Genomic DNA, 13,949 nt, shown 5'->3' on the forward strand with positions numbered 1-13,949 from the left:
GAACGGGATGACTCGATGGAAAGGGGTGGATACGGTTGAGCCCAACCAAATGGCTGGGGCGTTCGATCAACTGCTGAATGACCTGCGGGATCTTGTCGAAGAGCAAAATGCAATTTGGTATGACGATCCAGACGATGAGGCCCACGACGCCATTGAAGAAAAATTCAGAGCAGATCTGGAGATGGGGATGTCGACCATCAGCCAGGGCGTTCGGTACATTGCCCAATCCGGGAATCTCGATGCGCTGGCCAGTGTAGGGCTACTGAAAAACGCTTTGGATGATGTGGCATATCCCATCAATTCCTTCCGTGTTGCACCGGTGTTTTTTGACGTCCTGTCTGATCATTTTCAGATGACTGAGGACTTGTATGGGTATGCCAATAGCTGCGGCGGCATTGATGGCCCTCTGAATTTCAAACTGCTTCGCTCGGCCATCCAGAATGAAAGGCGCCCCTTTAAAACCATTCAAACGGCGCTGACCGATAATCTTCCCTTTGGTTATTTCAAGTTACTGAGCGTGAGCCTGCAGGAACTCAAGCCGGTGGAAACCGCAGAACATGCCACTCTCGTGAGCCGATTCTTTCGGCCCCTTGCGAAATATCTGGATGAAAAGCTGAGTGTTGAGGACGCGGTCGGGGAGATGGTCAAGCTCATGCCAGTACTCGAGCCCCATCTGGCCGCTTTGATGAACTATTCACCAAAATTGCCAACCGACATCGAGGAGTGGCAAAGCACCAAGCCAGTCAACATGAACCTCCTGTTGCCCATCGACTTTTGGGCGTCGTTGTTTGAAAAGACGGGCAGTGTGATTGTGCACCAGGCCATCGAGGAAGCGATGTTCTACCCTTCGCCCGACCGTGCATTCGAGGAATGGGCCAAATACGGGTTTACCAGACCACAGGCTTGGCATGATGAGATGCAGTCTGTGGCGCTCTCCCAACACCAGAAGCAGTTTTGGTTGTACGCCATAGAATCTGAAGGAGTTGAGTTGTCCGAGGCCTCGATCTGCCTGGATTCAGACCTCCAGATCAAGATAGCAATCGACACGCTCAGTGAGGCTCGCGCCGAGAAAGGTGAAAGTTACCGGAAGGCCATGCTGTTGATGAATGGTCTGGTCGCCAAGATCCCTCAGGTTAAAACGCTGCGCGAGACTCTGTTGAAGAGCTCTATCCCACCGGTTCTGTTCAAGGAATTTGACAGCTTGTTGTTGGATCGTTTTGCCGACGACTTGGGCTTGTAGCCAGGCAGGGTTTGGCGGCGATGGCTGATGGGTGCTTAAGCCTCCCTACGGGAGGAGTGGGCGACCTCTCTCTTCGACGCCTTCCTAGTTCCCCCTTAGGATGGTAAGCGCCGCGATCAGAAGGTTCGTATTTCCGCTTTGGCGCATCTGAGCAGCCAGGTTCTGTATGTCGGCGGCTTTCTGCTGAAGACTTTCGGCCAATTGTTCCAGGGCCAAGATCGCTGAGGCATTTGTCGACGAGTCTTGTTGTTGAGCGGCGAAGTTGTCCTGGCGTACAGGATGGGATTCGAATAGTGCCTGAAGTCGCATCCGCACACCTTTTCGAGGCATAGCTTCCCCGTTTTCGTAGCGAGATATCTGCGACCAGGAGACCCCCACGTGATCCCCGACATCACGTTGAGTCATGTCTGTGAGCGCACGCTTCACGGAAAGCCACTCGCCGAAGGCCTTGAGTTCATTTTTGCGTGCGGAGGGAGTCATCGCGGTCTCGACGTGGGAAGGTGGCTGACACCATACCTTGCGTTGGTCGTCAGGAAAAGTTTCGACAGTAGCTGCATGATTTGCCTGTAGCTGGGTAGGGCTGCTGGTACCGGCCTAGATGCTTCAGACCCTTTTGGAGAAGTGGGCGACTTCCTTCAGCTTGTGCTCATCTGCAACACTGGTACATCCACATTTGTTTGAGGTTCAGGCTTTGAGAACAATCACCACCGAAGAAGCCATGAAATTTCTGATTGATGAGTATTCCGGTCGGAACGGGCTCAACGGTTGGGACGAGATCGTTATTTCCCAGGACACGTCCGGGCTCTCCAATTGCATTGGCTTGAGCAGTACTTTTCAACGTGTGATGAACAGGTCTGGCGACAGTCGCCGTTTGATCGTGCCGTTGTGCGCCGTCTTCAAAAATCTGTTTTCTACTACGCCTGGGGACGAGGAAAACGGTCTCGGCAACTTCTTCATCCAGGCTGGCACCAGGTTTATCGGTGCTTATGCGAAAAATTCAGAAAAACTCGGCCATTTTGAGGAAGTGGCTGAGATCTTTCGCCTCCTCAATGAGCAGCTTTCCAGGCATAACCCGAGTCCGGAGCACACCTACAGTGTGAAGGATCTGACTGAATTTGTTGTTTCGAACCTTGAACGCCTGGATGCCAGGGATCTTCAGTCATTTCTGGCCTACGGCTCCATGCTCACGCACCTGCACCAGGAGGATCACCATCAGATTCTGTTGAAAAAGATTGTCGTCTACAACCATGACGAGGACGGCGAATTCCCGAGCCTGCCGATGAACCAGGCGTTGACCAGTGTTTTCATTGGTGCGATGGGAAGGGCAGCTCATCGAATCGACGATATGGTGCTGGAGCCGGAACAACCATTCGCCGAGGCGCTGCTGAGATTGAGCGACCAGTTGTTCAAGTTGGATAGCGGCGGCTGCCATATTCCAGGTTGCCAGTTGATGGATCTTCAGGTCGTGTCTCAGACGGTTACTGCTCTGAGCAAGGCCTACGTCCTGACAGAGGATCCTGCGCTGCGTAAACGCTATGAGCAGGGGCTCGGGGCCCTCGTGAACCTGACAATCAAGGCTCCAGGGAGCAAACTTACGGTCGTCGGTTCTGTCTATGCTCAAAGCGCCCATACGAAAAAAGAGCTGGTCTCTCGTTACACCCACGGGATCATTGATCGGCTGATCAAAGAAGCCCAGGAGCGTCCACCCACGGGTTCCCTGATCATCGAGGCGGCGGCACTTCGTTTCAACCGTCAGATCTACCTGGAGTTAGCCTTTCGCGCACCACAAGTACTGAAATTCGACCTGGCTGCTAGCGAGCGAAAGCTTCAACTGCTGGCGCTGGCGGACGTGGCCCGAGACGGTCTCAAGACAAAGGAAGATTTCAGTTCCTTGGGGAAAACGCAGAAGCTTTGGCTTACCAGGGAGTCTGGGGACGAGCTGACCAAAATGGCACTCCTCAAAACGCATCCTGAGCTTCTCAAGGACACGTTCACCCATGACCTGGGATTGTGATCGATGAAAACCAGCGAAGCCATGAAGCTGCTGATCGAAGCCTATTCTGGTCGTGCCGATGATACTGATTGGTCTGGCGTGATCATCGAGCCCGTCGATAAAAGGCCGACGTCAGTTGACCCGACTAATTGCCGGTACTGGGACGAGCGCCTTGGTAGGTTGATGTACGGTTCGACCATCTTATCCAAGCCACACCTCATCAAGCCGCTGTGTGCTGTCTTTAAAAACCTGTTGGACACCACGCCTACCGAGTTCCAAAAAGACCTTGCCAAGCCTTTTGTCACAATGGGCACTCGCCTGGTCGGCATTCTCGCCAGAAATGGTGCTGAGCTCGGCTGCTACGAAGACGCTGTCGAGGTTTTTAAGCTAGTTCAGGCCCAGGTTGAGCAATACCTTCCGGATGCCCATGAGTACAACGTCAAGGACATGACGAGCTTCGTGGCAAACAACATCGAACGGATCGATGTGATAGATATCAAGGCATTCTTGGCTTATGGCGCGATGTATACCCATACCCATCACAAAGATGCCCCATCGAGAAATCTTCAGCATTTTCTGTTCGCTAGAGACATTCACGCCGTGGAACTGCCGACGATTCCCATGAACCAAGGGCTGGTCAGCCTGTTCAATGGGACATTCAAAGAGGACTGCGTTTTCATCCAAGATCTGGACTATGAGCCTGATCGTGCATTCGCCCAGGATCTGCTCAAGCTCAGCGATTTGTTCAGCAGGATTGAATTCGAAGGTGGGCATATTCCACGGTGTCAGTTCAGCGACCTGCTACTCGTCTCACAGACGCTTACAGCAATGTCTAAGGCCTACACGCGGGCAGATGATCCGATTGCGCTGGAAGCGTACGAGAGAGGTGCTGCAGCCCTGGTCGACCTGACCCTAAAGCCGGCGACTCAGAAGCTTGCCGCTTTCGAATCACCTTTCGCGACGACAGGCCACTCCAAGGATTTTCTGAGCCCTAACCAGGCGAAGCAAGTGCTCCACCTGATGATTCAGGAAGCTCAGGATCGACCAATCACCAGCTCTTCTGCGATTGAGGCTGCGATGCTTCGCTTTAACCGTCAGGTTTATCTCGAATTGGCGTTCAGAGGCGCGACTGCTGCTCATTTCGGGACAGAGGTCGGCAAGGGCCAGCTCCTGGCTTTGGCCGAGTTGGCCAGAGACGGACTGCAAACCAAGGAGGATTTCAGTATTTTAAGGAAAGAGCAGAAGCTCTGGATTACCAAATATTCCGGGGACGAGAAAACCAAGATGGCGCTCCTCAAGACGCACCCTGGGTTGCGCAAAGACTCGTTTATCCACGACCTTGGTATGTAGTACGAAGCGTTTGATGGAAAAAACCACGCCGGCATCTAGCCGGCGTAGTTCTACCATGACTCAGCGAAGTTCAGGATCGTAAAACCCAGGGTGCTGCGGGGTCAGCTTGCCGGCGTAGTAGTCCTCGGCAGCGATAAGCAGCGGCGCCCATTCTAGGTATTGCGCACGCGTCCGTGGATCCCGAAAGAACTGCAGGTAATCACCCGGCGCGTAGGCGCTGATATTGAACAGATTCTCAAAGGGAACGCTGATGCTTCTTGGCGTTATGCCATCCCCGCGACGGGCACACCGTAACCAACTGAACACCGCTTTTTTTCGAGAAACGCGTTCCGGCACGGCAATGAAGCCAGGGCCAGGATCACCCCATGGTTTCGTGTGGGTTGGTCTGTGGATTTTCTCTGAACTGCTGCGTCGACGTTTCTCGTTGTACTCGATTTCCTGACGGGCCTCGTCTCGCTGCCAGAAGTCATCCTGGCCGACCAGAACCGAGTTATCGGTGATTTTGGCGTTGCAGGAGGCCCTGTAGGCCTCAAAATCGGGTGTGTCACCGTGCAGCAGGGCAAACCCATCGTAAACCAGCTCCACAGCGCTGGCGAAGCTTGCAGGGTTCCAGGACTGCATGGGCCTGACTGGCTCCAGGATGTCTTTGCGGTCAAACAGGCCCTGGATGATCATGGCGATACGGTTGTACTGCTTGATCCGGTCGGCGATGTCCTTTATAGCCTCGTCGTAGTATACGCTCGACTGGTCGAACGGATGCCAATCGGAAGCCGGCCAATAATCAACGTTGATGGGGTTGGCGAAATCCCAACTCCCTCTGTTCTTCGCTTTCCACTCGACCTCTGGGTTGTCGATGAACCACTGTTCACGCTTTTTCTTCTGCTCGGCTATCAGGCGCACCCGATCATCAAAGTCGCGTTTGGTGATCATTTCTTCGACGGTGTTGTTCCTCATCTTCACCATGGTTGGTTCAGATGCCTCGAACATGGCCTTTTCCGGGAAGATTAATTCGCCGAAGTCAAGGTCGCAGGTTAGTTGATAAAGGTTTTCGCCGTTACGAATAATGAGGTAGGTGTATTTATCACTTTCCGCATATTGGGCGTTTTCGTGCAGGAGAATCAAACAGCCTTTCCAGTCACGATATTTGATTTTTCGCCGGATCTGCATGGACACGATGCAACGGGGGAAGGGCAGGATGCGGTCACGGTTGACGGGCTTAGCCAACCAGGTGCGGAAACCTGCCATGTTTTTGATGTCCATGCCGCCCTCGGCATAGCCCAACAGGCATTCCTCGTCCATGTATAGACGACGCTGCATTAGGTGCAGCTTGTCATCCAGTGTGGCCGGCTGTCCTTCGGAAAACTGAACGGTCGATTCCGAAAACCCGGCGTACAGGTTGATGTTGAACAGGCGGTCGTCAACTGCGCCCAAGGTCGCCTTCATCTGTTCCTGCAGACCTTCCAGGGGCAAGGATTCGGCACTCATCCATTTCCCCCAGTCGGCCATGAGTTCTTCGATTTCTTTTTTCTGCAGAGGCTGACGGTCTTTGAAGGCCTGCAATGCGGATTTGTAGCCTTCAATATTCGCTTGGCTGGAAATTACGGCAACGGAAGTCGAGGCCTCTTGCACTAGGCCACTGCCCTGAGGACTGTGGCCGATGCCAATAGCGGTTTTCTCCTGCTCGATGCGGGCGAGGGCGCTATCCAGTTCGGATTTGTAGTGGTTGATACGTTCGCGGATCACCTGACTTGGGTTCGGCTCAAAGCGAAGGATGGCTGAAACTTCGTCGAGGTGCACCCGAATGGCATGCTGACCGTAACCTTGCTTGCGGGGGCTCTTCACCTCTACCGCATTGGACATTTCTCTGGTAACGCAGCCGAACCACTCCGCCCCTTCGTCGTTTTTCACCCAAAACCATTGACCCTGCTTGGGCTTATTTTCTTCGCGGTGTATCGAAGTGACTTCGCCTGCTTCGAAAACGGTTGGGGTTTGCTTGTCGGTCATGAGCTAGTTCGTCCAGTTGATCTGCCTGAAGGGTATCGGCTTCTTCGGGCATAGTGCAACGCCCGGCTAATGATTGAACGGAGTGATCGCTATTGGAGGAGTCGTGAGAAAACACCGCACATCCGTCTTTCTTTGCGTGAGTATAGTAGAGCTTTACCGGCATATCAATTAGCCATGGCTAGATAATGCCAATAAATTGCCTGCCTCTGGATTTAAAAGACCGCCACGCGGGCGGTCTTCATGAAGTGTATCGCGGCCCAGCTTGGTCACGGGCGCTTTGGTGCTGTCAGCGGTCGAATCCAGCGCTTAACTCAGTCTAGACTCAGCATTTCGATGTAGGCTCCCATGATCTTGAACGCAGTGTCGCCGTACCAACCGGAGGAATGGAAGTTGTTGAACTCGAGGAATTTGAAGCCGTCCGGGGTCTTAGCCATGTCCAGCACCACCGCATTCGAGGGGACGTACACATCCGCGATGCGTTGGGCGGCGGCGTAAATAGCGTGCTCGTCGACCGGGAACACTTCAACCTTGCCATTGATCATGTAGCCTCGGATCTCAATGACTTTGCCGTCGATCACCCAGCAGCGGTATTCGCGCTCGATAACCTTGGGTTTGGACACAAACACATCCAGATCATCCGGGATATGACGCTCACCGCAATGGGTCAGCCAGCTCTCGAGAGTGAACAGCCGGGCAATGATGGCTTTGTCCACTGACGTCGGTCGAACGTGTGCCGGGCCCTGGGCCTTGAGGTGCTCAAGCACCTCACAGGCTTTCATTTCCAGGCCGCCATGGTTCAGAGCGATGTCGCCGAGCTTCTCCATCCACAAGTCGGCGGAATAGCCGTTTTCGTCGCTCGGGATGTAAGCGCCGAGGGGACTGTCCTTGAACCGCTGGAGGAAATCAATCGACCCGTAGGGAATCACCAGGTCGTATTGCGCCCAATCCACACCGCAATTCATGACGTCAAAATCCTGGGTAAAGGTGCGATCAATGACGTCGTAGCCAGCATATTGGGCGTAATAGCCGACCGGCGCAGTAACACGCTCGATGTGGTTGGTTTGCAGAAAGAAGGCGATGGATCGTTTCATCGAGATGCGCCATGCAGGAAGGTTTAAGACGTGACGCGCCGGTGGCTAAGGGTGGAGAAACGCGTATTCGGTTGTCGTGGTGCGAGTTTAGCAACGGCAAAGAATCATATCAATCAGCCACACATCAATAATGTCAATAAATTGCCAGGCTGGCGGCTAAACAACCCTGAGTGATCAGGTTCTGGCTCAGATCAGAGGAAGGAGAAGCTACTTGTGCACACTTTAAATTATAAGCGTTATTACTAAAATGGAGGGCCGTCCGCTTCTGGCCTACTTTACTAATAGTAACTAGCTAAAATTAACCATCAGGGAGAATAAGTTCTCTATCTAGTTGATTTTCGTAAATAAAATTTGAATTAGCAAAAGCTGTTTATAATAATGCGAGTGTGTCCAAGGTTAAGGGAGCACTTATGAGTGATAAAGGACGTATTTTGCCTGAGCAGGAAGGGTCGCTGATTGGGAGGGTGTCCGAAAGGATGGCCGTTGTCACCCAGGCTTTCCCGCTCGATAAGATTGAAACACTCAAAATCATTGGTAAGCCAATGGTCGACAGCTGGAATCACCCTCTGGTCGGTTTGAGTCAGCGGTTGCTTCAGCATCATGGCTTGAATTATGAGTCGGAACACGCAAGCGCGTCGGCGGAGCAGGGGAATGGAGCCCCAAGAAAATCTGCGTCATTGAGCTTCACGGACTATGGCATCTTCGTCTACAGCGACGATAAGCCAAGCTTTGAGATCGACGGCTCCTTCGACAACCTGATTGGCTTTTACCAATACCCCAGCTTCCTGGTCGATAAAATGCCCAGGCTGATGGAATTGGCCGAATATTGGGGGAATCAGCCACCCCACCGTTTGGAAAAGCCGCTGTACCCCCTCAAGCGTGAGAGGAATGTGGACAACGACTTCGGCCTCGGCTTGTAAAGTTGCCCGGCCATGGAGGCTGCGTGTGCGTTAGTGCACGAGTCGCAACTTGCGGACTTTAACGACGCCGGTTGCTGGCCATTCTTTCTCTGTTTCATCTGCCCGTCAGCCCAGCCTGGCGTACGCTAGCTCCGCTAAGATCGGCCATGCCATACTTGATGGACAGCCATTTTGAGCCATCAATCATGTCGACTGCACCCAACGAATTGCTCCTGGCGGCGCAAGCCATCAAAGACCAAATTCGGGCCCTGAATTTCTCTGCCTTGCCTGCGCTAAGTCAGCATTACCGTCGCGTAGTGCAACAAGGAGCGCTCGATGAGACTTTCTGGAGCGTGAGCAGTGATGATGTTTCGATGAAGTCGCTGATGGAATTACTGGTCAGCACTGTTCGAGACTCGAAATTGAGTGGCGAAGATTTCATCCACATTATTCAAAGCTTTCCCATCTCACCGGTGGCGGCAATGGTTCTGATCAACAAGGACGCCTGCCCGGTCGAGCTGATCACCAAGCGTATGATTGAGAGCACGCCGGTGAGCAAATGGGATCACACCGCCCAATGGTTACTGGCAACAATTCACGACAAAAGTCTGGCCAGTGGCGATCTCTACCTGACCCACCTGCTTAAATCTCGGCCTGCTGCGTCCGGCTTTTCCAAGTCGAATCTGGATTACATGTTTTCCGCGCTGGAAGCCATTCAGACTCCATCGCCGGCATTGCGCCGCGAGTTGCGCTCGTCAGACCGCGAAATTTTAGATCGCCTGCAAATGGAAGTTGATGACCCAGACAAGATTTCCTTGGGCGCTCTTACAGCGCTGCACCGTGGCGGATGTAAAGGCGTTGTTCGCTTCGCTTTGCTGAAAAATCGTATTAACTGGCAGCATGATCCAAAGGATTCCGCGACGGCCCCGCGAAGAGCGGCGGCTTGGCAGGGGATCATGGACGCCAAGGTGCCGCTGCCCCAGGCGTTTATCAAAGATGCCCTGAACGGTTGCGGTTATGGCCAAACCCAGGACAACGAAGCCCCGGCGTTCGTCTATTTCCTGAATCTCGTAGGCCTGGACGTGGATGTCAAACACACGCCATCGCCGGCATCTCTCAATCATCAACTCAGCAGCCTGATGTCCTCGCTGGCGAAGGCCGTGACGGTGTGCGACGTGCTGAAAGTCGATTATGAAAGTCGACTTGTCGACGTGCTGCAGTTTCTGTCAGACGGCATTGAGTCTGATGCGCGATTTTCGAAAGCGGTGCTGGACTCGGGCCTTTCAGGTCGATTTTTCGAAAAATTCCCACGTATGAAACCGCATATGGGGCAACTCTTTAGTCAGGACATGGGGCTCTGATATGCATGATATCGCTGGGCGATGTGCCCAACTACGTGATTCCCTAGTAGCCAAGAAAGAGGCAGGGGACGATTCAGTGACCATTAGCCTGTGTGTCGACATTCACACTGAATTTCTGCGGGTCGTGAGTAATCGAGACTTCAAGATTGATCATGCGGCATTCTCGCAACTTGTGGATCTGTTGAAGGCTATGGAGAGCTTGATGGGGCTAAATGGGGTACTGTCCCTTGGCAGCAGGTTGATGACACGACGCCCGCAGAGACCGCCCGAGGACGAAACCAATTGGCCTGCTCAAGCCAACGACAGCACCCCTAAAGTCATTGATCTGTTTGCGCTGCTAGCCCGGCACGCCAAAGCTGGATCGTCGAGCTTTTCCAACCAAAATGTGCTGCATTTGATGCGTGAGGTGCTCGCGCAGCATGCGAGCCACATGACTGTTGAAGAGATGAAGCCGTTCCTTGATCAATCGAGGGATCTTACCTGGGCTTGTAAGGTCGCCACGTCTGTTAATGGTGAGGACACAAGGCCAGCCTGCGTGTATTTCGACAAACAAAACGCCCTGCAGGAAATCGCTACTACTGAGTCGCTGCCAAACCAGGCTTGGACAGGTCTTTTGCAGCATTATTTCCCCTTTGGGATGGGGGACATGACGCCTGAATCGATTCTTGCCGGAGGCCTAGGCCGTGGGTTGCCAAGGGATTTTGATCGCTTTGCGCTTAAGGTCATAGAAATCGGTCAGGCCGGCATCAAGATTCCTATGCACCGGACTGACGTGGTTCTGGTTTCTCAGATGCTGGAGCGCATGACGCTCGTTGTGTCGAAAGAGGCCAACACGCCAAGGGCGCAGCATTACGTGGAGGCGATTACGGCGCTGGTCGCCATTACCGTGCCGGTGCTCGACAAGATCAACGACAAGACATCGCTGTTCGCCGTGACGGGGAAGAACAACCCGATGGCCAAGTCGACGTTCTACAACCATTGCACGTTGGACGCGCTGAAAGATACCGCCATTCCATTGGCTTATCCCGAGGCCACCCAGGCGTTGGAACATTTCAGATTCCAGGTTCTTCTACACACCGTGGCCGTCAGCGATACGTTTCACAAGAAAAACGAATATTACAGGGACAAGGAGCACCTTCAAGAGTTATCCGATCTCTGTGCGCAATCGCTGATTGAGCCAAAACCGCTCGCTGCGATAACACCCGCCGCACGTTTAATCCTCGTTCGCGAGATGAGCGAAGGCCCGGCCCGCCGTAAGTTGATGACTGACGACATGAAGATTCGCAAAGTGCTCTTCATCGAAGACCTGGGGATGTAAATGATGACCGCCAAGGCTGAATTACCCACCACACGCCCAGCCCCATGGAGCCGGATCGAGCTTCTGACAAAGGATTGGCTTAAGGAGCTCAGAGAGCGCAAAGCTTACGGCACGCTCGAAGAGTGCCAAAACCTTGCACTTTTGACCCGCAAATCCGCATCCGATGCTATGCACTCTACGAATCTTCAGCATGACCTTGAAGGGTTCGTTGGATTGGTGGAGTTGCTGAAGGAAATTGAGGGGTTGGTGTCAGCAACAGAGTTACTGACCCTAGGCACTGTCATCATGATTTCTCGCCCCAACCGGCCTTACGATTGGGCGAGTAACAAGCCGGTCGAGGCCAACGACAGCACGCCCACGGTCATCGAGCTGTTTGGTTTGCTGTCAAAACACGCCGTTGATGGGTTCGACTCGGTGAACTGTGTTAACGCAACGCACGTGCTCCGCCAGGTATTGGCCCAGCATGCTCATCTCATGAGCGTCGAGCAGATGAAGCCGTTTCTGGAAGCGTCACCAACGCTCACATGGAAGTGTAAGGAGACTGTGAATATACAGGCTACTCGTTACAGCCCTGAGTCGGCTTACTTCCGGAGTCAGGAATTGTTGTCGACCCGGCGAGAGTGGACGTTGCCGAATCAGGCCCTAGTCGCCTTGCTGCACAACAGCTTCCCAGAAGGCCCTGAAGGTTGTGATCCTGCGGACGTATTGGTTGGAGGCTCCGGTGCAGAGAGTTTCGACAAGCTGACGTCTAAACTCCTTTACATCGCCAATGCCGGTATCAAGATCGGGATGAAGCGAACGGATGTGGTGCTTATTTCGCAGATCCTTGAACGAATGACGCACATTGTCACCGTAGAAGCGGGCACGGATAGGGCGAAGCATTACGCGACGGCTTTGGTGTCGTTGATCGACATGGTGTTGCCGCAAGCACCGAAGATCAATTCCAAAAACTGCATCTACGCTGCAGTTGGTATCAAGAAAAACCCGATGTGCGACGATGGCTTCTTCAATACTTGTACGTTACGAGCCCTGAAGGTGGCGACTGTTCCGGAAGGTTACCCGGAGGCCGTGGAGGCCCTGGAGAATTTCCGCTACCAGGTGCTACTACATACCGTGCACATCAGTCCCACGCTGCGAAAATTCGACGACTTTAACGACGACGATCACATCGCTGAGCTGGCGGATCTGTGTTCTGCGTCATTGGCTAGGAAGACCGGCCTACAGCCACTGAGCGGGGTGGATAAGCTAAACCTGGTGCGTTGGATGCATGACGGCCCGGTACGGCGTCAATTGATGACCGATAATATGAAGGTGCGTAAAGAGATCTTCATGGAAGACCTGGGGCTGTAAAACATGCCAAACAACTGGAGTGCATCATGACCGAAATCCAAGAACGTTGTGCAACCTGGCAGCAGGATTTGCAGCGAATGCTGGCAGCTGATGACAATGATGCGGCGAAAGCTTTGGCCATTCAGATCTACAGCCATTTCGTCAAAAACATTCCCGGTAATGGGACGTTTTATGAGCATGCTGATTTTGCTGCAGTGGTTGGCATCATCAAGGATATCGAGCCTTTGATTCCCCCGGCTGGAATATTGGCCGTAGGCGCTTACGTCCTGATGAAGCGGCCAGGCTGCCCTTACGACGAAAACCGCAATGAACGGGTCGAGGCAAACGACAGTACGGCGGATGTCATCAGGTTGTTTGGGTTGTTGGCAAAGCATGCCATGAAGGGTTATACGGAGGCGCATGTAAGCACAAAGGTGATGCACCTGCTGCGCCAGGTCTTATCGCAAAATGCCCATTCGATGACCATTGAAGAAATGAAGCCTTTTCTTGAGATCTCTCCAGAGATCAGCTGGCTTGGAAGGGATGGAATGACATTGCTCAATGTCTTTCAGGGCCCAGAAACCCCCTATTTTGAACACGAAACGTCGTTATCTAATCAAGGGGTCAATACGGTCACCAACCAAGCGTTGGTCGCACTGCTGTACAACAACTTCGATGGCGGGCCAGACGGCGGTGAGCTTGACGATGTCCTGACCGGTCAGCCGTTGGCAGGCAGCTTCGACGAGCTGACGCTTCGACTGCTGCAAATCTGCGAGGCGGGCATCAAGATGGACATGCGCCGCACCGACGTAATCCTGGTCAGTCAGATCCTGGAGCGAATGGCGCACATCGCCAAGGTTGAAGCCGGGACGGAGAGGGCGCAGCACTACGCTACGGCTATCCAAGCCGTGGTTCAGATCACCTTGCCGATCACCCCCAACATCCTCGACAAAAATTGCATCTACAGGGCTCAGGGCAACAAGCGAAACCCTATGGCTGATGACGGGTTTTACAACTTTTGCACCGTGAAGGCCCTGACCAACACGGCAGTGGTGCTGGAATCACCCGAAGCGATGGCTGCGTTGGAGCAATTCAGGTACAACGTCTTGCTTCACCTTACCCACATGAGTCCCACGTTTCACAAGCATGGCAAAGAATATCCCTACGTGGATCAACAGCACATCGCAGCCCTGGCAGACCTATGCACGGATGCGCTGAGCGCTGAGGGCGCACTGCAGCCATTGAATCGTAAAGGTCGCCTGTACCTGCTGCAGTCTATGAATCACGGCCCCTTGCGGAACAAATTATTGAGTGGTGACCTGAAAATGAGCAAAGAAGTGTTCGGTCACGATTTAGGATTATGA

11 protein-coding genes are annotated in these 13,949 nt (G+C 53.3%); 8 read left to right on the forward strand and 3 right to left on the reverse strand.

What is annotated here, in order from left to right; all coding sequences use genetic code 11:
- Positions 1-7: 7 nt before the first annotated feature.
- Positions 8-1,240 carry a hypothetical protein gene (locus NQL71_RS36315; RefSeq protein ID WP_274644449.1) on the forward strand — a complete coding sequence of 411 codons (1,233 nt, stop codon included), beginning with the start codon at positions 8-10 and terminating at the stop codon, positions 1,238-1,240.
- A gap of 84 nt (positions 1,241-1,324) precedes the next feature.
- On the opposite strand, the gene NQL71_RS36320 is transcribed toward NQL71_RS36315, so the two are convergent.
- Positions 1,325-1,720: a helix-turn-helix domain-containing protein gene (locus tag NQL71_RS36320; protein WP_274644450.1), complete on the reverse strand. Its 396-nt coding sequence runs from the start codon at positions 1,718-1,720 to the stop codon at positions 1,325-1,327.
- A 118-nt stretch (positions 1,721-1,838) separates the two neighbouring features.
- Here NQL71_RS36320 and NQL71_RS36325 point away from each other — a divergent pair, with 118 nt between their 5' ends.
- Positions 1,839-3,254, forward strand: coding sequence for a hypothetical protein (locus tag NQL71_RS36325; RefSeq protein WP_274644451.1), 1,416 nt, complete (start codon positions 1,839-1,841; stop codon positions 3,252-3,254).
- A gap of 3 nt (positions 3,255-3,257) precedes the next feature.
- Positions 3,258-4,583 carry a hypothetical protein gene (locus NQL71_RS36330; protein ID WP_274644452.1) on the forward strand — a complete coding sequence of 442 codons (1,326 nt, stop codon included), beginning with the start codon at positions 3,258-3,260 and terminating at the stop codon, positions 4,581-4,583.
- A 60-nt stretch (positions 4,584-4,643) separates the two neighbouring features.
- On the opposite strand, the gene NQL71_RS36335 is transcribed toward NQL71_RS36330, so the two are convergent.
- Together NQL71_RS36335 and NQL71_RS36340 are read right to left on the reverse strand one after the other, a co-directional pair.
- Positions 4,644-6,587, reverse strand: a complete 1,944-nt coding sequence (locus NQL71_RS36335) for a hypothetical protein (protein ID WP_274644453.1) — start codon at positions 6,585-6,587, stop codon at positions 4,644-4,646.
- A gap of 311 nt (positions 6,588-6,898) precedes the next feature.
- Positions 6,899-7,678 (reverse strand): ATP-grasp domain-containing protein, encoded by a 780-nt coding sequence (locus tag NQL71_RS36340; protein ID WP_274644454.1) that lies wholly within the window; start codon positions 7,676-7,678, stop codon positions 6,899-6,901.
- A gap of 410 nt (positions 7,679-8,088) precedes the next feature.
- Here NQL71_RS36340 and NQL71_RS36345 point away from each other — a divergent pair, with 410 nt between their 5' ends.
- The 5 genes from NQL71_RS36345 (at position 8,089) to NQL71_RS36365 (ending at position 13,949) form a co-directional block, all read left to right on the forward strand.
- Positions 8,089-8,598 (forward strand): hypothetical protein, encoded by a 510-nt coding sequence (locus tag NQL71_RS36345; protein WP_274644455.1) that lies wholly within the window; start codon positions 8,089-8,091, stop codon positions 8,596-8,598.
- A 185-nt stretch (positions 8,599-8,783) separates the two neighbouring features.
- Positions 8,784-9,938: a hypothetical protein gene (locus tag NQL71_RS36350; RefSeq protein WP_274644456.1), complete on the forward strand. Its 1,155-nt coding sequence runs from the start codon at positions 8,784-8,786 to the stop codon at positions 9,936-9,938.
- A 76-nt stretch (positions 9,939-10,014) separates the two neighbouring features.
- Positions 10,015-11,256 carry a hypothetical protein gene (locus tag NQL71_RS36355; protein WP_274644457.1) on the forward strand — a complete coding sequence of 414 codons (1,242 nt, stop codon included), beginning with the start codon at positions 10,015-10,017 and terminating at the stop codon, positions 11,254-11,256.
- On the forward strand, positions 11,257-12,606 hold the full coding sequence (locus NQL71_RS36360) for a hypothetical protein (RefSeq protein ID WP_274644458.1): 1,350 nt from the start codon (positions 11,257-11,259) through the stop codon (positions 12,604-12,606).
- Positions 12,607-12,632: 26 nt separating this feature from the next.
- Positions 12,633-13,949, forward strand: coding sequence for a hypothetical protein (locus NQL71_RS36365; RefSeq protein WP_274644459.1), 1,317 nt, complete (start codon positions 12,633-12,635; stop codon positions 13,947-13,949).

The organism is Pseudomonas serbica (assembly GCF_028823535.1).
Lineage (GTDB): Bacteria > Pseudomonadota > Gammaproteobacteria > Pseudomonadales > Pseudomonadaceae > Aquipseudomonas > Aquipseudomonas serbica.